This window comes from Kitasatospora sp. NPDC096140 (genome assembly GCF_040303045.1).
Classification (GTDB): Bacteria; Actinomycetota; Actinomycetes; order Streptomycetales; family Streptomycetaceae; genus Kitasatospora.
Map to the genome: position 1 here is coordinate 155,994 of NZ_JBEOUW010000012.1, position 21,015 is coordinate 177,008.

The 21,015-nt window shown below is 72.5% G+C and carries 17 protein-coding genes; 11 read left to right on the forward strand and 6 right to left on the reverse strand.

Annotation, left to right across the window (positions count from 1 at the left end):
• Positions 1–84: 84 nt before the first annotated feature.
• The 4 genes from ABT048_RS15425 to ABT048_RS15440 all read left to right on the forward strand — a co-directional run bounded on the left by ABT048_RS15425 (position 85) and on the right by ABT048_RS15440 (position 4,298).
• Positions 85–864 (forward strand): HAD-IIA family hydrolase, encoded by a 780-nt coding sequence (locus tag ABT048_RS15425; RefSeq protein ID WP_350521867.1) that lies wholly within the window; start codon positions 85–87, stop codon positions 862–864.
• 91 nt (positions 865–955) lie between these two features.
• Positions 956–2,224 carry a low temperature requirement protein A gene (locus tag ABT048_RS15430; RefSeq protein ID WP_350521868.1) on the forward strand — a complete coding sequence of 423 codons (1,269 nt, stop codon included), beginning with the start codon at positions 956–958 and terminating at the stop codon, positions 2,222–2,224.
• Between the two features lie 78 nt (positions 2,225–2,302).
• Positions 2,303–3,031 carry a uracil-DNA glycosylase gene (locus ABT048_RS15435; RefSeq protein WP_350521869.1) on the forward strand — a complete coding sequence of 243 codons (729 nt, stop codon included), beginning with the start codon at positions 2,303–2,305 and terminating at the stop codon, positions 3,029–3,031.
• A 214-nt stretch (positions 3,032–3,245) separates the two neighbouring features.
• Positions 3,246–4,298, forward strand: a complete 1,053-nt coding sequence (locus ABT048_RS15440; protein WP_350521870.1) for a glycoside hydrolase family 6 protein — start codon at positions 3,246–3,248, stop codon at positions 4,296–4,298.
• 102 nt (positions 4,299–4,400) lie between these two features.
• Here the strand turns inward: ABT048_RS15440 and glxA are convergent, their stop codons facing one another.
• The 4 genes from glxA to ABT048_RS15460 all read right to left on the reverse strand — a co-directional run bounded on the left by glxA (position 4,401) and on the right by ABT048_RS15460 (position 10,415).
• Positions 4,401–6,332 (reverse strand): radical copper oxidase GlxA, encoded by a 1,932-nt coding sequence (gene glxA, locus ABT048_RS15445; protein ID WP_502894013.1) that lies wholly within the window; start codon positions 6,330–6,332, stop codon positions 4,401–4,403.
• Positions 6,333–6,348: 16 nt separating this feature from the next.
• On the reverse strand, positions 6,349–8,586 hold the full coding sequence (locus ABT048_RS15450) for a glycosyltransferase family 2 protein (RefSeq protein WP_350521871.1): 2,238 nt from the start codon (positions 8,584–8,586) through the stop codon (positions 6,349–6,351).
• A 391-nt stretch (positions 8,587–8,977) separates the two neighbouring features.
• Positions 8,978–9,760, reverse strand: coding sequence for a 3-oxoacid CoA-transferase subunit B (locus ABT048_RS15455; protein WP_350521872.1), 783 nt, complete (start codon positions 9,758–9,760; stop codon positions 8,978–8,980).
• A gap of 4 nt (positions 9,761–9,764) precedes the next feature.
• Complete coding sequence (locus ABT048_RS15460; RefSeq protein WP_350521873.1) at positions 9,765–10,415, reverse strand: CoA transferase subunit A; 651 nt, start codon at positions 10,413–10,415, stop codon at positions 9,765–9,767.
• 335 nt (positions 10,416–10,750) lie between these two features.
• Here ABT048_RS15460 and ABT048_RS15465 point away from each other — a divergent pair, with 335 nt between their 5' ends.
• From ABT048_RS15465 to ABT048_RS15490, 6 genes are all read left to right on the forward strand, one after another.
• Entirely contained in the window at positions 10,751–12,022 is a 1,272-nt protein-coding gene (locus ABT048_RS15465; protein ID WP_350521874.1) for a substrate-binding domain-containing protein, read from the forward strand.
• 5 nt (positions 12,023–12,027) lie between these two features.
• Complete coding sequence (locus ABT048_RS15470; protein WP_350521875.1) at positions 12,028–12,825, forward strand: ABC transporter ATP-binding protein; 798 nt, start codon at positions 12,028–12,030, stop codon at positions 12,823–12,825.
• 56 nt (positions 12,826–12,881) lie between these two features.
• Complete coding sequence (locus ABT048_RS15475) at positions 12,882–13,685, forward strand: ABC transporter ATP-binding protein (protein WP_350521921.1); 804 nt, start codon at positions 12,882–12,884, stop codon at positions 13,683–13,685.
• On the forward strand, positions 13,685–14,551 hold the full coding sequence (locus tag ABT048_RS15480) for a branched-chain amino acid ABC transporter permease (protein ID WP_350521876.1): 867 nt from the start codon (positions 13,685–13,687) through the stop codon (positions 14,549–14,551). Before ABT048_RS15475 ends, ABT048_RS15480 begins: the two co-directional genes overlap by 1 nt.
• Before the next feature lie 119 nt (positions 14,552–14,670).
• Positions 14,671–15,801 (forward strand): branched-chain amino acid ABC transporter permease, encoded by a 1,131-nt coding sequence (locus ABT048_RS15485; protein WP_502894014.1) that lies wholly within the window; start codon positions 14,671–14,673, stop codon positions 15,799–15,801.
• Positions 15,798–16,703, forward strand: coding sequence for an alpha/beta fold hydrolase (locus ABT048_RS15490; protein WP_350521878.1), 906 nt, complete (start codon positions 15,798–15,800; stop codon positions 16,701–16,703). The genes ABT048_RS15485 and ABT048_RS15490 overlap by 4 nt, the downstream gene beginning before the upstream one ends.
• A gap of 160 nt (positions 16,704–16,863) precedes the next feature.
• Here ABT048_RS15490 and ABT048_RS15495 read toward each other — a convergent pair whose 3' ends face one another.
• Both ABT048_RS15495 and ABT048_RS15500 read right to left on the reverse strand, forming a co-directional pair.
• Entirely contained in the window at positions 16,864–18,144 is a 1,281-nt protein-coding gene (locus ABT048_RS15495; RefSeq protein ID WP_350521879.1) for a polysaccharide deacetylase family protein, read from the reverse strand.
• A gap of 478 nt (positions 18,145–18,622) precedes the next feature.
• Positions 18,623–19,210, reverse strand: coding sequence for a DedA family protein (locus tag ABT048_RS15500; protein WP_350521922.1), 588 nt, complete (start codon positions 19,208–19,210; stop codon positions 18,623–18,625).
• 636 nt (positions 19,211–19,846) lie between these two features.
• Between ABT048_RS15500 and ABT048_RS15505 the strand changes: the two genes are divergently transcribed.
• The gene (locus ABT048_RS15505; protein WP_350521880.1) at positions 19,847–20,938 is read left to right on the forward strand and encodes an LLM class flavin-dependent oxidoreductase; all 1,092 of its coding nucleotides are present in this window, start codon (positions 19,847–19,849) and stop codon (positions 20,936–20,938) included.
• Positions 20,939–21,015: the final 77 nt, after the last annotated feature.

The following is a 21,015-nucleotide window of genomic DNA, read 5'->3' on the forward strand; positions in this document are numbered from 1 at the left end:
GGCGCCCGGCCGGCCGAGGGTGTCCGGTCCGGAGCGGTGTTACGAGATCGACCAGAACCGTTGCAAGACCGAGGAGACACCTACGTGGCAGAGCGCAAGCCCATCGAGTCCTGGCTGACCGACATGGACGGGGTCCTCATCCACGAGGGCACGCCGATCCCCGGGGCGGAGGAGTTCCTGCGGCGGCTGCGGGAGTCCGGCAAGCCCTTCCTGGTCCTCACCAACAACTCGATCTACACCCCGCGCGACCTCAGCGCCCGCCTGGCCGGGATGGGCCTGGAGGTCCCGGAGGAGTGCATCTGGACCTCCGCCCTGGCCACCGCGAAGTTCCTCAAGAGCCAGCGTCCGAACGGCACCGCCTACGTGATCGGCGAGGCCGGGCTCACCACCGCGCTGTACCAGGCCGGCTACGTGCTGACCGACAACAACCCCGACTACGTGGTCCTCGGCGAGACCCGCACCTACTCCTTCGAGGCGCTCACCAAGGCGATCCGCCTGATCAACCAGGGCGCCCGGTTCATCTGCACCAACCCGGACGAGACCGGCCCCTCGCCCGAGGGCGTGCTGCCGGCCACCGGATCGGTCGCGGCGCTGATCACCAAGGCGACCGGCGTCGAGCCGTACTTCGTCGGCAAGCCCAACCCGCTGATGATGCGCGAGGCGCTGAACACCGCCGGCGCCCACTCCGAGAGCGCCGTGATGATCGGCGACCGGATGGACACCGACATCGTCGCGGGCATGGAGGCGGGCATGGAGACGATCCTGGTGCTCACCGGCCTGACCTCCGCCGCCGACGTGGAGCGCTTCCCGTACCGGCCGACCCGCGTGGTCAAGTCGATCGCGGACCTGGTCGAGCTGGTCTAGCCTCTGCGGTGCTGTCGTGGGCCCCGTTCCGGCCGTTCGCCGGGGCGGGGCCCGCTTCGTACGGTTCGGCATGCGGGGAGGCAAGGCGCGCATGAGCACGACGGGGGAGTCACCGGAGCCCGGGCTGCGGGGGACGGAACCGTGGGAGCCCGAGCAGGCGGGCCCGGAGGAGAAGCGGGTCACCTGGGCGGAGCTCTACTTCGACCTGGTCTTCGTCTTCGCGATCACGCAGGTCTCCGGCCTGCTGCACCACCACCACGACGCGGCCGGCCTGGTCCGGGCGCTGGTGGTCTTCGTGCCGGTGTACTGGTGCTGGGTGGGCACCACCGTGCAGGCCAACATCCGGGACGTGGACAACCTGCGGGACCGCCTCGGCATCCTGCTGGTCGGCCTGGCGGGCCTGTTCATGGCGCTCGCGATCCCGGGCGCGTACGGCGGGCGGGGCGTGCTGCTCGGCGCCGCGTACTGGCTGGCCCGGCTGGTGCTGCTGCTCCTGCTGGTCCGCGTCCCGGGCGTCTGGCGCGGCCCGTACGGCGTGGGCGTGCTGGTCAGCGGGCCGCTGCTGGTGACGGGCGGGCTGCTGCCGGACGGGCCGCGGCTGGTGCTGTGGACGGCGGCCGCGCTCTGTGACCTGGCCGCGCCGCTGGTGTTCCGCCGGCGGCTCGCCAAGGTCGCCTACCACCCCGAGCACATGCCGGAGCGGTTCGCGCTGTTCCTGCTGGTGGCGCTCGGCGAATCGATCGTCGGGATCGGTGGCACGGCGGCCTCCGCCCGGTTGGACGTGGCCGAACTCGCCGCGGTGGCGGTCGCGTTCACGATCTCGGCGGGCCTGTGGTGGCAGTACTTCGTGTACGCGGCCGATGCGATGCGGCATGCCGTGGTGATCGCCGACTCGCGCCGGGACGTGGTCCGGCGGATCTTCCAGTACGGGCACCTGGCGCTGGTCGCCGGGGTGATCGGGGTGGCGGTCGGCTTCGGGGAGACGGTCGCGGATCCGTGGCAGGCGCTCGGGCCTGGGTCGGTGACGTTGCTGTACGGCGGCTGCGGGCTGTACCTGCTGACCTTCGGGTACACGCGGTGGATGATGTTCCGCCAGGTCGCGTCGACCCGGATCGCCGCGGCCGTGGTGGCGCTGGCGCTGCTGCCCGCCATGGTGCGGCTGCCGGCGCTGGTGGTGCTGTCGACACTGGCGGTGCTGCTGGTGACGCTCAACGTGCTGGAGCACCTCCGGGTGGAGCGCGCCGCGCGCTCCGCCGCCGGGGCCTCGGTGTCGGTGGCGGCCTCGGCCTCGGCCTCGGATCCTGCCTCCGTGGCTGCTCCGGCCCCGGCCGCCGGCTCCGCGCCCGCTCCTGTGGAGTGAGTTGTCGGTGGGCCTGTGTAGCGTTCGGGGTGAAAGAGGGCGTGCGGCGCAGCAGCCGCGGTGTGGGAGGTAGATGTCGTGACGGACACGGTCGAGGCGGGCGTGGTCGAGGCCGGCGAGGGCGGCGGGCTGGAGCTGCCCGAGTCCTGGCGCGGGGTGCTGGGCGCCGAGACGGAGAAGCCGTACTTCGCCGAGCTGGCGGCCTTCGTGGCGGCTCAGCGCGCGGAGCACGAGGTGTTCCCGCCGAGCGGCCAGGAGTTCGCCGCGCTGGAGGCCACTCCGTACGACAAGGTCCGGGTACTGGTGCTCGGCCAGGATCCGTACCACGACAACGGCCAGGCCCACGGCATGAGCTTCTCGGTGCTGCCCGGCACCAAGACGCCGCCTTCGCTGCGCAACATCTTCAAGGAGCTGGACGCCGACCTGGGCATCCCGGCTCCGGACAACGGCTACCTGATGCACTGGGCCGAGCAGGGCGTGCTGCTGCTCAACGCGGTGCTCACGGTCCGTGCGCACGAGGCGAACTCGCACAAGGCCAAGGGCTGGGAGAAGTTCACCGACGCGGTGATCAAGGCGGTGAGCGAGCGCGAGGAGCCGGTGGTCTTCGTGCTGTGGGGCAACTACGCGAAGAAGAAGCTGCCGCTGATCGACACCGAGAAGCACGTGGTGGTGCAGGGTGCGCACCCGTCGCCGCTGTCCGCCAAGCTGTTCTTCGGCAGCCGTCCGTTCTCGCAGATCAATGCCGCGCTGGACGGTTTCGGCGGCGAGCCGATCGACTGGCAGGTGCCCGACCTGAAGCAGGCCTGAGCCTCGGCCCGGGGTTCGTCGGGGGCGGGTCCCGGGGTCTGGTGGCCGTGGTCGGACGGGTTCGATCTCCCGTTCGCCCACGGCCACTTGGCGTTCACGGCCGGCGGCCGTCGGTCGGTACCGGGTGTGCTTAGCTGGTGCCGATCGGTCGCCGGACCGGTCCTGGGAGGGGCGGTACGTGCACGGGCTGGGGCGGGCGAGGACGTTTCGGTGGGTGAGGGCCTCCCGGTGGGTCGTGGGGGCGGCGCTGGCCGGGGTGCTGGTGGCCGTGTCCGGTTGCAGCGGTTCGGGCGGCGGCGCAGGCGGCGGGTCCGCCTCGTCGGGCGGCGCAGCCGCCTCCGGAGCCACCGTCGCGGGCACGGCCGCCGGGTCCGGTGGTCTCGCCCAGCTGCCCGGGCAGACCTTCTTCGTCTCGGACCGGACCAACGCGGCCCTGCAGGTGACGGCGCTGCGCGGCCAGGGCCGGACGGCGGAGGCGGACACGCTGCTGAAGATCGCCTCCCAGCCCTCGTCGCAGTGGCTCGGTGAGCAGGGGGCGAAGGAGATCGCCGAGCAGGTGAGCCGGCGGGCCGCCGAGGCGGACCGGACGGCGGTCTTCGTCGCGTACGACATCCCGCACCGCGACTGCGGCCAGTACTCGGCCGGCGGCGCTGCGGACGCCGCCGCCTACCGGGCCTGGATCGCCGACGTGGCCCGGGCCCTCGGCGACCGCAAGGCCTGGGTGGTGCTGGAGCCGGACGCCGTCGCGCACACCCTGGACACCTGCGGCATCAAGGGCGACCTGGCCGCCGAGCGGTTTGGCCTGCTGGCCTTCGCCGTCCAGGAGTTGAAGAAGCGTCCGAACGTCCGGGTCTATCTGGACGCGGGCAACCCCGGCTGGGCGCAGGATCCGGACGAGCTGGCCGGCGCGCTGCGCAAGGCGGGAATCGCCGCCGCGGACGGTTTCGCCCTGAACGTCGCCAACTTCTACGACACCGAACGGAACGCGGCGTACGGCGCCCGGCTCTCCGCCGCGCTGGGCGGGAAGCACTTCGTCATCGACACCAGTCGCAGCGGCAACGGTGCGCTGGGCGGCGACTCCTGGTGCAACCCGCCCGGGCGTGCCCTGGGTGAGCGGCCGACCGCCGAGACCGGCCGGCCGGGGGTGGACGCCTACCTGTGGATCAAGAACCCGGGCGAGTCGGACGGGGACTGCGGACGCGGCGAGCCCCGGGCGGGCGAGTTCTGGCTGCCGTACGCGCTCGGGCTGGCGCAGGCGGCGCGCTGAGGCAGCGGGCTGCGCCCGTGCCCCGGGACCGTGCGTCCGCCCGGTTGGGCTGCCTGTCCGTCCGGTCCGGCTGCCTTCCCGGGCCGGTCCGCTCAGCTCAGCTCAGCCGGTGACCTGGATCCAGCGGGCGACCGACGGGGTGCCGGCGGCGTCCGTCAGGAACAGCATGTACCAGCCCGGGGGCAGCAGGTTGGGGTTGCCGGGGAGGGCGAGCGAGATGCCGTCCGCCGTCCGCCCGGTGATGTCGAGGGCCACCGAGCGCTGTTCGACGTCCGTCACGTGGGTGACCGAACTCGGCCGGATCAGCTTGGCGGTGGCGACGGCCTCCGGCCGGGAGGTGCCGACGCTGACGGTGCCGCCGAGCTTCGCCGCCTGCGGCGCGGTGCCCACCTGCGGGCGGTCGCCGCGGTACAGGTAGGGCGGGGTGTAGATCTCGATGCGCTGCTCGAAGCCGCCGGGCTGGGTCTCGGCCTTGTCGGCGAAGAGCGGGTTGGAGCCGAGCACGGCGACCCGGCCGTCGGGCAGCAGCAGCGCCTCCGAGTGGTAGTTGCGGCCGACGGTCGGCTCGGCGGCGGTGGTGAAGCTGTTGGAATCCGGGTGGTACACCTGCGCCTTGAGCAGGTCGCTGTCGCCCCGGCCGCGGTAGCCGCTGGAGCCGCCGGTGGTGAAGACGGTGTCGTCCGGGAGGATCACGCTGTTGAGGTAGCGGGTGCCGCCGGCCGGCAGGTCCGGGCCGGGGGTGAAGGAGGGCTTGGCGGCGGAGAGGTCGGCGATGTCGGTGCGCGCCGTGGACAGCGGCGACTCGCCGACGCCACCGCCGCCGAGGACCATCACCCTCTGCGACTGCGCGGGCGGCAGCAGCACCGAGGAGGAGGTCTCGGTCAGGCCCGGGTCGCGCAGGCCGGGGACGGGCTGGAAGGTGTTGTTCGACAGGTCCCAGACGCCCGGCTCGCGGCCCTTGTCGGCGGGGCCGTAGCCCCCGTTCGAGCCGGAGTAGAACAGCTTGCCGGAGGCGGTCAGGAAGATCGCCGGGTAGGTCGGGAAGTAGTGGTCGGGCGCCTTGGCCCAGGTCTTGTCCTTCGGGTCGTAGATCTCGTTGTCGTTGCCGTTGAGGATCCGGCCGGCGTCGTCCAGCCCGGAGACTGTGACCACCCGGCCGTCGCCCAGCCCGGTCAGCGTCGGGTACCAGCGGGCGTAGGCCATGTCGGTGACCGGCTCGTACAGTTCGGTGTCCGGGTTGAACTCGAAGGCGGAGCGGATGCCCTGGTACTCCTGCTTGTCCAGGGTCAGCTTGTCGCTCTGGCCGTAGAGGTTGCGGGCGTCGGCGCCGCTCAGGTCCTTGATCCGGTACTGGGCGGGCGAGCCGGCGACGTAGTCGGGGCCCGTGCCGACCGCCTCGACGAACACGTGCTGCTCGCCGGCGGTGATCACGGTCTGCTTGCCGGAGCCGCTCTTGGTCGCGGCCGGGACGGTCACCGGGACGGTGCTGGCGTACTCGCGGCCGTTCGGGGCGACGAAGACGGTGCCCTTCGGGAGGGTCCGGGCGCGCTCGGGGCTCTCGTTGCGCACCCGCATGACGCCGGCCGCCTTCTTCACCGCGCCCGCCAGCTTCTCGTACCGCTGGGTGCCGCCCGCGACCAGGACCCGGCCGTCCGGCAGCGAGGTGTGCCCGCCGCAGAACATGTCGGCCGGGGTGGGCACCAGCTTGTAGGTGTTCCGGGCCGGGTCCCAGAGCAGGCTCTTGAAGGTGCCCGCGTTGAACTGCTTCTCGTCGTTGCCGGAACCGGCCACGATCAGCACCTTGCCGGTGCGCAGCAGGGTGGCGTGGACGGCGTTGACCCGGAACTCGGCGGGCAGCGTCAGGGTCTGCCAGTGGCCGTACTGCGCCTTGTACTCGGGGCGGTTGATCACGTAGTGGTGGTACTGCTGGGTCGCGAAGCCGAGGACGGCCGGCGCGTTCATCCCCGCCACGGTCAGTGCGACGGTGCTACCGAGGGCGAAGCGCTTGGTGCGGCCGGTCTTGTGGATCCTCACGGTGGTTGCTACTCCCTCAGTGGATGGGGGTGCCGCTCTCGTGCTGCGGGGTCCGGACGAACGGTGCGGGGTGCGCGGGGTGCGCCGGCTGCTGCGGGTGCGGGTGCGGGTGCGGCAAGTGCTGAACGTGCTGGGCGGGCTGCGGGTGCTGAGCGGGCTGGGCGGGTTGCGGGGCCCGGGGGTCGCGGGCGTGGCGCGGGCGGCGCTTCTCCAGCAGGACCTTCGGGTCTGCGGCCGGGCCGCCCGTGACGGTGAGGGTGGCGGTGGGCCGGGTGCGGCGGCGGCGTACGGTGTCCCCGGCCAGGATCAGGAGTGGCAGCAGGGTGAGCGCCAGGGCGATCCAGGCCCAGGTGCGCATTGCGACGTGGTCGTAGCCGGTGAAGTACGAGGCGGTGATCGCGCCGCCGAACACCAGGGTCCAGAACAGGTGGAAACGGAAGGTGCCGAGGCGGTCGGTGCTGGCCGAGCGGCCCTTCGGCGTCACCTCGAAACGGCTGCGGCGGCGTACCAGCGCCTGCAGCAGCGAGGCCGCGTAGATCGGTCCGCAGAGCGCCGACATCACCATTCCGGCGACCCCGGACGAGCCGGCCGGCTCGTGCGGGCTCACGTTGTGCTTGCGGTTCCAGGTGTAGAGCAGGAGTTGGAGGGCGGCGGCGTCGCTGTAGAGCATCATCCAGATCTCGGAGGAGACGTGGACGCCCGAGGCGCCGAAGCCCAGGTAGAGCACGCTGGACAGGCCGCCGAGCAGCCAGGTGAGCGCGGCCATCGGGTAGAAGAGCACCATCAGCGAGTAGTTGAGCAGCCGGCCCGGTGAGAGCTGCCAGAGCACCCGCCAGTACTGGGTGAGCAGGGTCTCGTAGGTGCCCCGGCTCCAGCGGAGCTGCTGGGAGAAGAAGTCGGTCCAGGAGGAGGGGCCTTCGCCGACGGCGAGCACGTCCGGGGTGTACACGGACTTCCAGCGCTCCCCGGTCTCCGGGTTACGGCTCCGGTGGAACTCCAGACCGGTCGCCATGTCCTCGGTGATGGAGTCGTACAACCCGCCGATCGACTGGAGTGCGCGGATTCTGACGGCGTTGTTGGTTCCGACGAACATGGGCGCGCCGTAACGGTTTCCGGCACGTTGGATGAGGGCGTGGAAGAGGTACTGCTGGCTCTCGGAGAATTTGGTGACGGCGGAGCCCGAGCTGCGGTAGTTCCCGTACACCTGGGGGCCGACCACGAATGCCACATCGGGGTCGCGGAAGTAGCCGAGCATGCGCTCGCAGAAGTCCGGCAGCGGAACGTGGTCGGTGTCGACGGCCACCCAGAAGTCGTAGTCGTCGCCGTGCGCCTGGAGCCAGGCGTTGTAGTTGCCGTGCTTGCTCCTGGCGCGGAACCGGCCCTCGGGGCGGTTCCAGTGCGGCCGGCCTGCCCGGGTGAAGTGGCGGACGCCCAGCTCGGCGCAGAGCTCCCGCATTGCAGAATCGTTTCCCTCGTCCAATAGCCAGACGTCGTAGGGTCCGTCGTGCCGCACGGCGCGTGCGGCGGCCAGCGTGGCCCGGACCATCTCGGGCGGCTCCTTGCCCGGCACGCAGGCGGTGAGGAAGGCGACCCGGGTGCCCCGTTCCGGGGTCACGGGGATCGGATCGCGGGCGACGAGGGTGGCGTGGGCGTTGGAGACCACGTTGACCAGCCGGAACACCTCGACCACGGCGATGATCCCGATCATCACCTTGTCGCCGAGCAGCACCAGGACGTTCGTCTCGTCCAGCCGCTCCGGCCAGTGCTCCGGCAGCAGGAGCCAGATCAGCAGCACCGCCTCCACGACGGGGGCGGCCGCCAGCAGCAGGGCGGCCCGGATCCGGTGCGGCTCGCGGCGCAACAGGCTCCGGTAGCGGACGCGGTAGGGCGCGCGGTACGGGTCGGCGGAGGGCCCGGGCTGCGAAGCGCCTGCCGCGGGCGGGGCCGCCGGGCCGCCCAGGGGGGGTGTCGCGGGGCCGGAGTTGGAGCCGGCGTCGGGGGTGCGACCGGGGCCGGCGCTGGGGATGCGGCCGGGGGCGGGGGCGGAGTGGGCCGGCTCGGGGCAGTAGATCCCGCCGCCGAGGTCGCCGTCGTCGTCCGGATCGTGTGCCGGGCCGGCGAGGCGGCTGAAGTGGCCGTAGTCGTACGGGGCTTCGGGTATGGGTAACTCGCCCAGGGCGGCCCCGTCGAGCTGCCCGGCGCCTCGCCCCCGGGCCGTTCCGATGCCCTTTCGTCGCGAGAACGGCGTGGTCATAGCTGCTCCCCCCGGAGTTCACCTTGCGGTACTGCTCGGCCTCGTCGTGGAGTCGTCGTCCAGACAGAACACGGCCCGGTGAACTGCGGCCTTTCCAGGCAGTTCACCGGGCTGTTCGGCACATGAAGTGTGCGACTGGTTCAGTTGTGCGCCTGCACGGTGACTTCGAATGCGGGACCCGGCGAAACTCCCGGCTTCCCCTCCGGGCGCTCAGATCCGCTAGGTGGTCAACTCTCCCGGAGCGTCACGGTGATTGCAACCGTTCCGAGAAATGATCACCACCCAGGCATGAAGACCCAGTGGTTCCGGGCCGATCGCGCGGCCGGAGGTGATATGGATACGAATTCCTTTCGAGGGCGAGCCCCGTGGCGCGTCGGAGCGGGCGGCGGCGTCACCCGGGCGGCAGCAGGGCGGCTCCGGTCGCCGCGCGGACCTCCTCGAACCCGACGCCCGGCGCCGTCTCCACCACGCGCAGCCCCTCCGGGGTCACGTCGATCACCGCGAGATCGGTGACGATCCGGTCCACGACTCCTCGACCCGTCGCGGGGAGCGACAGCTCGTCGACGATCTTCGGCGAGCCGTCCCTGGCGGTGTGCTCCATCACGACGATCAGCCGGCGGGCCCCGTGCACCAGGTCCATCGCACCGCCCATGCCCTTGACCGTCTTGCCGGGGACCATCCAGTTCGCGAGGTCACCGGCGGCCGACACCTGCATCGCACCGAGCACCGAGACGTCGATCCGGCCCGCCCGGATCATGCCGAAGGAGAGGGCGGAGTCGAAGTACGAGGCCCCGGGGGCGACCGTCACGGTCTCCTTCCCGGCGTTGATCAGGTCGGCGTGCTCGGCGCCCTGCTCCGGGTACGGGCCGACGCCGAGGATCCCGTTCTCGGAGTGCAGCACCACCTCGACGCCCGGCGGGAGGTGGTCGGGGATCAGGGTGGGCAGGCCGATGCCCAGGTTCACGTACTGCCCGTCGCCCAACTCCCGTGCGGCGCGGGCGGCCAGGGCGTTGCGCCGGTCGAGGCCGGTGGCAGTGGTGGCAGCGGTGGCGGTGGGGGTGGCGGCGGTGGGGGTGGCGGTGGCGGTCGTCGCGGCGCCGTCCCCGCGGCCGGTACTGGAGGCGGGGCCGGCGCCGGTGCCGGGGACGGGCAGGGTACTGCTCGGGGCGGACATCGGCTCAGACCTCCTGGAGCGCGGGGCGGACGGTCCGGCGCTCGATGCGGCGGTCCTCGGGGTCGGCGGCCACCACCCGGTCGACGTACACCCCGGGCAGGTGCACGGCGTCCGGCGGCAGCTCGCCCGGCTCGACGATCCGGTCCGCCTCGACCAGGGTGATCCGGCCCGCCGCCGCGCAGAGCGGGTTGAAGTTGCGGGCGGCCGCGTGGAACACGCAGTTGCCGTGCCGGTCCGCCACCTCGGCGCGGACCAGCGCGAAGGACGCCGTGATCGCCTCTTCCAGCAGGTACCGGCGGCCGCCGAACTCCCGGACCTCCTTGGGCGGCGAGGCCACGGCCACCGAACCGTCCGCCGCGTAGCGCCACGGCAGCCCGCCCTCCTCGACCTGGGTGCCGACCCCGGCCGGGGTGAAGAACGCCGGGATGCCGGCGCCGCCCGCCCGGAGCCGTTCGGCCAGCGTGCGCCGGCCCAGCCCCCAGTCGTCCACCCCGCAGTTGTTCGAGACCACGCGCAGTCCGGTCGGGCCGGCGTCCACCAGCGCACCGATCAGGGTGCTCGGGATGCCGCAGAGGCCGAAGCCGCCGACGGCCAGCACGGCGCCGTCGGGGATGTCCGCGACCGCGTCGGCGGGGGAGTCCAGGACCTTGTCCAAGGGATCACCTCGTGAGGGAGTGGATGGAAGGGGGGAGGGGAGAGCGGGCGCGGGCCCGGCCCGCTCCCTTCCCGGGGCCGTCCCGGCTCGCAGGCGCCCCTCTCCACCGTCACCGCTCACGGGCCGGCGCAGCGATGGCGGCCACCGCCATGGGTGGGTGCGGACCCGTGTCGGCGGGCCACACCCGCGCGCCCCGGGGGCGTTGCCGGACCGGCGGTATGTCGACCAGGGCCACATCCCGCCGGGCCGATGCATCTCCCGGCCACATGTCGCCGCTCCCACCGCACACCTACGGTTCCGGCATCCACCCCGCCGCACCTCAGGAGTCGGTCACCATGCGCAGTTCGACAGCCCCCACCGGGACCGCCTCCGGCGTCGGCCCGGGCGATTCCCTGACCGGCGGACCGGCCCGGAAGCTCGCCGTCCTCGCGGCGTGCGTCCTGCTCGCCGCGGGCTGCGCCAAGGCCGGTACCGCCGGGACGGGCGCGGCGGACGGCGGTGGCAAGGGTCCGGTCAAGGTGGGCCTGGTGTACTCCAGGACCGGACCGTTGGCGGCCTACGGCAAGCAGTACCTGGAGGGATTCAAGGCCGGCCTGAGCTATGCGACCAAGGGCACCGGAGCGGTCGACGGGCACAAGATCGAGTTCGAGGAGCAGGACGACGCGGGCGACCCGGCCAAGGCGGTGTCCGCCGCCAAGGACCTGATCGGCAAGGGCTGCAAGGTGCTGGCCGGCTCCACCGCCTCCGGCGTGGCCCTCCAGGTCGGCCCGATCGCCGCCCAGAACAAGGTGCTCTTCATCAGCGGCCCGGCCGCCGCCGACAAGGTCACCGGTCTGAACACGTACACCTTCCGTTCCGGCCGCCAGTCCTACCAGGACATCAGGACCGCGGCCTCGTTCGTGGGCGATGCCAAGGGCAAGAAGGTCACCGTGCTCGCCCAGGACAACGCCTTCGGGCAGGCCAACGTGGCCGCCGTCAAGGCGGTGCTCGGCGCCGAGGGGGCGACGGTCGACCAGGTGCTCGCCCCGCCGAGCGCCACCGACCTCACGCCCTTCGCCACCCAGGCCAGGACCGCCAAACCCGACCTGCTGTTCGTCGCCTGGGCCGGTGACACCGCCTCGGCCCTGTGGACGGCGCTCAACCAGCAGGACGTGTTCACCGACACCAAGGTCGTCACCGGCCTCGACCTGGCGGCCTCCTACCCGCTGTTCGGACCGGCCGGCGAGAAGATCTCCTTCCTGAACCACTACTTCGGTGGTGCCGCGGGCACCCCGGTCGAGAAGGCCATGGACGAGGCCGTCACCGCTGCCGGTGGGAAGACCGACATCTTCACCCCTGACGGCTTCACCGCGGCCCAGATGATCGTGCACGCCGTCGAGGCCGCCCACGGCTCCGCCGACGACACGTCGGCCCTGGTCAAGGCGCTGGAGGGTTGGAGCTTCGACGGGGTGAAGGGCAGGACCACGGTCCGCGCCGAGGACCACGCCCTCCTCCAGCCGATGTTCCAGGTCCGGCTGACCGGCACCGGGTCCGCTGCCAAGCCCTCGGTGGAGAAGTCGCTGACCGCGGACGAGGTGGCGCCGCCGGTCGCCCCGATGGCGGGCTGATCCCGATGCCCGCCCGTACCGCCACCGCTCCTGCCGCGTCGGCCGTGTGCTCCTCCTCCCCGGTGCTGGGACTGGACGGGCTCGGTTGGTCCGTCCGCGGGGTGCCCATCGTCGAGGACGTCTCCTTCTCGGTCGGCGAAGGCGAGTTCATCGCCTTCATCGGGCCCAACGGCGCCGGCAAGACCTCCCTCTTCAACCTGATCTCCGGCATCCACTCGGCCACCCACGGCAGGCTCCGGCTCGACGGCGCCGACGTCACGGCCGAGAGCGTGCACGCGCGGGCTCGCCGGGGGCTCGGCCGCACCTTCCAGACCTCCTCCCTCTGGCCGGGCATGACGGTCGCCGACCATGTCCGGTTGGCCGCGCAGGCGGCCGCCGGCCCGCGCGCCTCGTACCGGCTCTGGCGCCGGGCCGACCGCTACGAGGAGCAGCTGGCCGACACCCTGCACCGCACCGAGCTCACCGATCGCGCCGACACCCTGGCCGGCGCGCTCTCGCACGGGGAGAAGCGCAAGCTGGAGCTGGCCGTCCTGCTGGTCTCCGACCCGCGGCTGATCCTGCTGGACGAGCCGATGGCCGGCGTGAGCGCGGAGGAGGTACCGGCCCTCACCGAACTGATCCGTTCCGTGCACCGCGACCTGGGCCGGACCGTCCTGATGGTCGAGCACCACATGGACGTCCTGCTCGGTCTGGCCGACCGGCTCGCGGTGATGCACCACGGCACCCTGCTCGCCCTGGACACCCCCGAGGCCGTGATGGCCGATCCGACCGTGCAACAGGCCTACCTGGGCGAGGCGTTGTGACCTCCTCTCCGCTCTCCTCGCCGCAGTCGTCCGCTTCTCCTCAGCCGTCCTCCTCGTTGGCGCCGGGTGCCGAACCCCTCCTCTCCGTCCGTGACCTGCGGGTGGTCGTCGAAGGGCTGCACATCCTGCACGGTGTCGACCTCGACGTGGCTCCCACCGGTGTCACCGCGCTCCTCGGCCGCAACGGTGCGGGCAAGACCACCACCGTCAAGGCCGTCATGGGCCTGGTGCCGCGTACGGGCAGCATCCGCCTCGGCGGTGCCGAACTCTCCTCCCTTCCCACACATCTGGTCGTTCGCCATGGCATCGGGTACGCGCCCGAGGACCGGGGGGTCTTCGCCGGTCTGACGGTCGCCGAGAACCTCCGCCTCGCCGAGCGCGGGGCCCCGGGCGGGGAGAGTGTCACCGAGCCGAACTACCCGCTCGTCCACGAGCTCTTCCCCGAACTGAAGCACCGCGCCGGACAGTTGGCCGGGACGCTCTCCGGTGGCCAGCAGCAGATGGTGGCGATCGGCCGGACGCTGCTCAACCGCAACCGGTTGATCATCGCCGACGAGCCCACCAAGGGCCTGGCGCCCAGGATCGTCGCCGAGGTGGCCGAGGTCCTGGCGCGTGCAGCCGAGGCCGTGCCCGTCCTCCTCGTCGAGCAGAACCTCGCCCTCGTCCGCCGACTGGCCGGTACCTGCGCCGTCCTGGCCGACGGCCGAACCGCCCACCGCGGGGACACCGCCGAGCTGTTGGCGGACGAGGAAGCCGCCCGCCGCCTGCTCGGCGTCGGCTCCCGCCACCCGCTCGCCGGCGGGTCCCGGCCCGCGGCCTCCCCGGCCGCTCCTGCCGTCACCGCGGAGGTGAAGCCCTGATGGACACCGTCGTCCTCCTTTCCTGTACCGGGCTCGGTCTCGGTGCGCTGTACTTCCTGGTCGCCTCCGGTCTGTCGCTGATCTTCGGTCTGATGGACGTGCTCAACTTCGCGCACGGCGCCCTGCTTTCCATCGGCGCGTACGCCACCTGGTGGGCGGGCGCCGAGGCCGGTCTCTCCTTCTGGCTCGCGGTGCCGTTCGGCACCCTGGTCGGGACGGCCGCCGCCGTCCTGCTGGAGCTCTTCCTGATCCGGCCGCTCTACAGCCGCCCGCGCGATCAGATCCTCGCCACCGTCGGGGTCGGGCTCGCCGTACCCGCCCTGCTCATGGGGATCTGGGGCGCGGACGCCCGCCCCTTCCCCCAGCCGGCCCTGCTGTCCGGCACCTGGCACGTGCTCGGTGCGACCGTCCCGGTCAACCGCTTCGTGCTGGTGGCTGCCGCCGCGCTGCTGTTGCTCGCTCTTCGGTTGTTCCTCGCCCGCACCCGCTACGGGCTGGTCGTCCGGGCCGGCGTCGAGGACCGGGCGATGGTCACGGCGCTCGGCATCGACGTCCGGAGGGCGTTCACCCTCGTCTTCGCCCTCGGCGGGGCGGCCGCCGCGCTCGGCGGCGCCCTCGGCGGTCTCTACTTCGGTTCGGTCAATCCCGGCCAGGGGACCGGTCTGCTCATCTTCGCCTTCGTCGTCGTGGTCATGGGGGGCATGGGATCCGTGACCGGGGCCGCCGCCGCCTCGGTGGGCGTCGGCCTCGTCCAGCAGTTCGCCAACTACTACACCGGCGCCGGGCTCGGCGACCTCTCGGTCGTCGTCCTGCTCGCCGTACTGCTTCTGGTCCGACCCCGTGGACTCACCGGGAGGCTCGCGTGACCGCCGAAACTCCGATCACGAGCACCGGTGGCCCCGCGGTCCACCGCAGTGCCGCCCCGGCAGGGGGGACTGACACCGGCCTTCCCACGACCCAGAGGGAACACACACGCGAGTCCGCCATGATCACTCGAACAGGTGATTCATTCACTCATCGCTGGACAGTGCTGCACAGAGCGCTACGCTGGTGGCCGATCGCCCTGCTGATCACGCTCCTTGTCGCCCCATACAGTGCGCTTCCCGTCCCGGGACTGCTCGACGGCCCGCTCGGCAGCCCGGGAAGCCTCCAACTCCTCGCCCTGTGCCTGCTCTACGGGGCCCTCGCCACCGGCTACGACCTCCTGCTCGGCCGTACCGGACTGCTCTCCTTCGGCCACGCGCTCTACTTCGCGACCGGCCTCTACGCCACCGATCTCGGCATGCTGGAGCTGCAACTGCCGTTCGCCGCCGCCGCGGTGTTCGGCGTCGCCTGCACCGTGCTGCTGGCCCTGCTGCTCGGCTCGGTGAGCCTGCGCGTCACCGGCATCGGCTTCTCCATGGTCACCCTCGCCTTCGCCCAGGCCGGCTCCATCCTCGTCCAGCGGAACCCCGGTGGCGTCACCGGCGGCGAGGAGGGCCGGTCCGCCCCGGCCGACCTGCTGCCCTCCGGCCTGCTCGGGATCGAGAACACCGCCACCCTCTACTGGATCGCCGTCGGCTACCTGGTGCTGACGGTCGCCGCGGTCCACTGGGCCGTCAACTCGCCGATCGGGCGGGTCTGGGAGGGCATCAGGGAGAACGAGCGCCGGGTCGAGGTGCTCGGACTGCGCCCCTACGGCTACAAGTTGGTCGCCTTCGTGCTGGCCGGCGCGCTCGCCGGGCTGGGCGGGGTGGTCTACCTGCTGCTGACCGGCGGCGCCACCCCGCAGGCCGCCTCCTCGGACGCCACGCTCGCCCTCCTGGTCATGGTCGTCCTCGGCGGGTCCGGCACCCGCTGGGGCCCACTGCTCGGCGGTGTCCTGTACACCTGGGCGAGCCACCGGCTCGGCGACCTCGCCAACTCCACGGCCGTCGCGGACCTGCCCGCGGCGCTGCGGGTGCCGCTCTCCCAACCCCTCTTCCTGCTCGGCGCGTTGTTCGTCGCCGTGGTCTACCTGCTGCCCGGCGGCCTGGCCGGACTGCCCGCCCGCATCCACGCCGCCAGATCCGCCCGCTCCGCCCGGACGCCGGCCGACGTCCGGACCGCCCGCCCCACCGGAGGTGCCCCCGCGTGAGCCAGTCACCACTGAAACCCGAGGAGTCGACCGTTCCCGTGCCCGGCGGGGACCTGACCGTCCTGCGCTGGCCCGCCGACGAACCGGGGGCGCCGACGGTCGTGGCGGTGCACGGCATCACCGCCAACGGCCTCGCCTGGTTCGAGGTCGCCCGCAGGATGGCCGGACGCGTCACCCTGGTCGCGCCCGACCTGCGGGGCCGTGGCGCCAGCCGCTCGGTCTCCGGACCGTACGGACTGGCCCGGCACGCCGATGACGTGGCCGCACTGATCACCGCCCTCGACACGGGGCCCGCCGTGGTCGTCGGCCACTCGATGGGGGCCTGGGTCGCCGCCCTGGCCGCCGTGCGGCACCCCGGACTCGTCCGCCGGGTCCTGCTGGTGGACGGCGCGGTGACCTTCCCGCTGCCGGAGGGCGTTCGCGAGGAGGACGCCCTGGCCGCGGTGCTCGGGCCCGCACTGGCCCGGCTGTCGATGACCTTCCCGGACCAGGAGGCCTACCGGGAGTTCTGGCGCCGGCACCCGGCCTTCGGAGGTGCGTGGTCGGAGGGGATCGACGCCTACACCCAGCGCGACCTCGTCGGCGCGGTGCCCGAACTGCGCTCCTCCTGCGTGCTGGAGGCCGTGCAGGCCGACGGCGCCCAGGTGCTCCTGGACCGGGAGGCGGCTTCCGCCGTGCACCGGCTGCCCTGCCCGGCCGAACTGCTCTGGGCGGAACGCGGACTGCTCGACGAGCCGCAGGGCCTCTACGACCACCAACGGATCGGGCTGGCCGGGCTGGACCCGGAGCGGGTTCCGGCCTCGCCGGTGCCGGACTCCAACCACTACTCGATCCTCTGGGGCGAGGCCGGGGCCGACCGGATCGTCCGCAGCCTGCTCGCGGACGCCCCCGCCGCGGGGTAGCCACCCGCTCGACCGGACCGGGGCGGACCGGGGCGACAGCGGCCGGCGGGGTCAGGACACCCACCGGCCGCCACGCCCCCGGCGGCCCGTTTCCGTCGGTCCACCCTCCTGGTGGTGCTGCCCCCAGCGGTGCTGCTCTCCGCCGCACCCCGGCCGTGCGTCAGCCGGCCGTGCCGAGGAAGGTCTCCCAGCCGCCCGCCGGCGCCTGGCCGACGTTGAGCGAGCGCAGCTTGCGCAGGGTGGACTGGTCCTGCACCTCCAGCCACTCGACCAGCTGCTTGAAGGAGACCAGCCGGACGTCCGGCTTGCCGGCGATCGACTTGAGCGCCTGCTCGACGGCGTCCATGTAGATGCCGCCGTTCCACTGCTCGAAGTGGTTGCCGATGAAGAACGGTGCGCGGTTGCTGTTGTACGCGCGCTCGAAGCCCGCCAGGTAGGAGCCGGCGGCCTGGGTGCGCCAGTCGTTGTAGCTGGCCGGGTCGCCCTTGGTGCTGCCCTTGGACTGGTTGGCCAGGATGTTGTAGTCCATCGACAGGACCTGGAAGGTGTGCCCGGGGAACGGTATGGACTGCAGCGGGAAGTCCCAGACCTTGCCGTCCTGCACCTTCTGCGGCCATATCTGGAGGCCGCCCGACGAGCTGGCGTCGTACTTCCAGCCGAGCTTGGCGATGGTCGGCAGCAGCGCCTTCTGCCCCTCCAGGCACGGAGTGCGGCCGCCGATGAGCTCCTTCTTGTAGTCGAACGGGAGCGGATCGACGTCGGTGAAACCGGTGTTGGTCCGCCACTGGGTGACGAAGCCGATGGCCTGGTCGATCTCGCTCTGCCAGTCCTCCGGGGTCCACATGTTGACCCCGTTCTTGTCCGGGCGGCTGGAGCAGAAGTGCCCGTTGAAGTGGGTGCCGATCTCGTGCCCGGCCAGCCAGGCCTGGCTGATGAGCTTGAGCGTGCTCTTGACCGCGCCGTCCGACAGGTACGGGATGTCCGAGGCCCCGACCGAGTGCTTCGGCGGGTGGTACAGGTCGGCCTTGCCCTTGGGCAGGGCGTAGATCCCGGAGAGGAAGAAGGTCATCGTGGCCTTGTACTGCTCCGCCAGCTTCAGGAAGCGGGGGAACTGGCCGTCCTCGGTGCCGCCGGCACCGTCCCAGGAGAAGACCACGAACTGCGGCGGCCGCTCGCCCGGCTTGAGCTTCTCGGGCTTGGGCTGGTTGGGCTGCGGGCCGGTGTCCGCATTGGAGCCGTCGCCGATCGGGGTGCCCTTGGGCACCACCGGCTGGGCCTGACCGCCGGCGCCGCCGTCCTGGGCGCCACTCGCGCCGCCGGAGCCGGGGGAGGCGGAGCCCTGACCCGACCCGGATCCGCCGCTGGAGCAGGCCGAGACCGCGCCGAGGGCCGCGGTCGCAGCGGTCGCACTGAGCACCGTCCTGCGCGAGATGCTGGTCATGGTCTCCCCTGGGTACCGATACCGGTGGTGAGGGCGGTCCGCGGCCGCACCGGTCAAATCGGGCAATTGATGATTATTCCGCCGCTAGCATGTCATGTCGCCGCAACGGCCTCCAAGGCCGCCGGGCTCCGACGACTCTCAACACGTCGGGTGCGTCCGGCCGGGCTGCAGGGATCCGGTATCTGTTGCCGTCCTGTGACGCTTCGCATTCCTCGCGGCCCGCGCAGTACGGTACCGCCGGTCCGTCCGGGGTTGGTGGCGGTTCGTCAGCGTTCGGCCCGTTTGATCGCCCTTTTGGGGAAATTTTTGCCCCTTGATGGGCAGTGTGCCCCCAGGGCAGTCGTTCCAGCGCGGACAGCGCCCCGCGGAGGTCGCAGGTCGGAGGTCGCCCCGCTGAGGTCGGCGGCCGAGGGCAGGGCCGAGGGTGGGGGTCGAGGCCGGCAGGGGCGGCGAGCGCCGGCCACCCCGGGTGGGCCGATCAGAGCGCGGCGAGCCGCCGGTTGCGGCGCACGATCCGCGCGATCGCGGTGCTGATGGCGGTGGCCGCCGCGCAGGAGACCACGAGGCTCAGCCAGGCGGTGTTGAACCAGTGGCTGTTCAGCCAGCCCAGCGTGACGATGTAGGCGGCCCAGATCAGTGCGGCCAGCGCCGACCAGTGCAGGAAGCGGTGCGGATGGGCGGGGGAGTGGCCGATCGCCACGTCGAGGACGGTCCGGCCGGCCGGGACGAACCGTGCGATCACCACCATGGCGGCGGCCGCGCCGTGCGGGCGTTCGACCAGGGCTTCCTGGACCCGGGCCACGCTGGCCGCCAGTTTGGGGCGCCGGGCGAGCCGGCGGTGCAGCATCGGGGCGCCGCGCCGTGCCAGGTGGAGCAACAGCAGATCACCCAGGAAGGAGGCCACCGCCACGCCCAGGCCGAGCATCAGCGGAGCCCCGTTGATCTGTGCCGTCTTGAGCACGGCCAGGATGACCAGCGTCCCGCTGGGGATGAAGGGGAGGAGGGCGTCGCCGAGCACGGCGAACAGAGCCAGGGCGCAGATCCACGAGGATCCGATCGCCGCCACGAAGTTCAAGGCCCTTACTCCCTCCACGCCGCCCGAGCGAGCAGGTGGCTGTAGGGGTCAACGCTAGCGCCTCGACTTTTCATGGCATGAAGCACCCCGGTATGCCGCAGATCACGACCGCCGGTTCCGGCCGCTCCGCCGGGTGCCGGGCCGTGCGCACCGGGCGGGGCGGAGGACGAGCCTCCGTCGGGGAAGGCTGCCGTCGTCGCCGCCAGGAACCGAACGAGCCCCCGGGGCGGGGTGCCGCGCCGAGGGCTCGCAGTGATCGTCCGGAACTGGTCCAGCCCGACGATCTTGCTGGTGGAGCGCGGATCCCGCTCAGCGATCCGCTCCTGATCACCAGCCTGCCGGATGTCGGCCGTCGTCGCGAGCCCTGGCCCTGGCGACTTCCGGCGCTGGCGTGAAGTCGCCAACCGTGTCCGTGCGCTGGCTCTCCGTCAGTTGCACGAGTGGTCGGCGGCCCCTGGAGGAATGGCCGAAACGTGTTCGGACCGGGGGCGAACGGTGCCCCGACCACGGGAACAGCGAGCCGCCCGCCGTGGTTGACCCCGGTCGGCAACAGCGACCGCCGGGCCGTCCGGGACCGGCACGTCGCCACACGGAGGACGGCTCACGACAGCCAGGAGGGCGGACGGCATGACCAGCGAGGACCAGCAGGAGCACGGGACCGGGCCGGTGGCCGGCGCAGCGATCCGGGGCACCGCCCGCGGCACGGCGCCCGCTCCGCTCTCGATCCTCGACCTGGCGACCGTCGGCGCCGGCCACACGCCCGCCGAGGCGCTGGCGGCCACCACGACGCTGGCCCGCAAGGCCGAGCAGTGGGGCTACCACCGGTTCTGGGTCGCGGAGCACCACGGCATGCCCGGCGTGGCCAGCTCGACCCCGGCCGTCCTGCTCGCCCACCTCGGGGCGAACACCACGACGCTCCGGCTCGGTTCGGGCGGCGTGATGCTCCCCAACCACGCCCCGCTGGCCATCGCCGAGCAGTTCGGCCTGCTGGAGGCCCTGCACCCCGGCCGGATCGACCTCGGGCTCGGCCGCGCCCCCGGCACCGACCCGGCGACCGCCCGCGCGCTGCGCCGCGGCCAGGCCGAGGGCGCGGACGACTTCCCCCAGCAGCTCGCCGAGCTGACCCACTTCCTCGACGGCGACTTCCCCGCCGGGCACCCGTACGCCCAGCTCACCGCCGTTCCCCGGGGCGAGGGCCGCCCGCCGGTCTGGCTGCTCGGGTCCTCCGGGTTCAGCGCCCGACTCGCGGGCCGCCTCGGCCTCCCGTTCGCCTTCGCCCACCACTTCAGCAGCGCCAACACCCTCCCGGCCCTGGACCTCTACCGGTCGTCCTTCCGCCCCTCCGCCGTGCTCACCGAGCCGTACGCCCTGATCGGCGTGAGCGCGGTCGCCGCCGACGACGAGCCCTCGGCCCGCCGGCTGGCCCGCTCCGCCGCGCTCGGCATGCTCCGGCTGCGGCGGGGCAACCCCGGCCCGATCCCCACCCCGGAGGAGGCCGAGCAGTACCCGTACAGCCCGGCCGAGGCGGACTTCATCGACAGCTGGCTCGACAACGTCGTGCTCGGCGACCCGGGCCGGGTCGCCGACGGACTGGAGGCCCTGCGCAAGCGGACCGGAGTGGACGAGCTGATGGTCACCTCGCACATCCACGGCCACGAGGCCCGCCTCCGCTCCTACGGCCTGATCGCCGAGGCGTACGGCCTGACGGCAGACGCCTGACGGCAGGAGCCGCCTGACGGCAGGGGCCCGACCGCCGCTGTGCACGCCTGACCACCCCGACCGCCGCTGTGCACGCC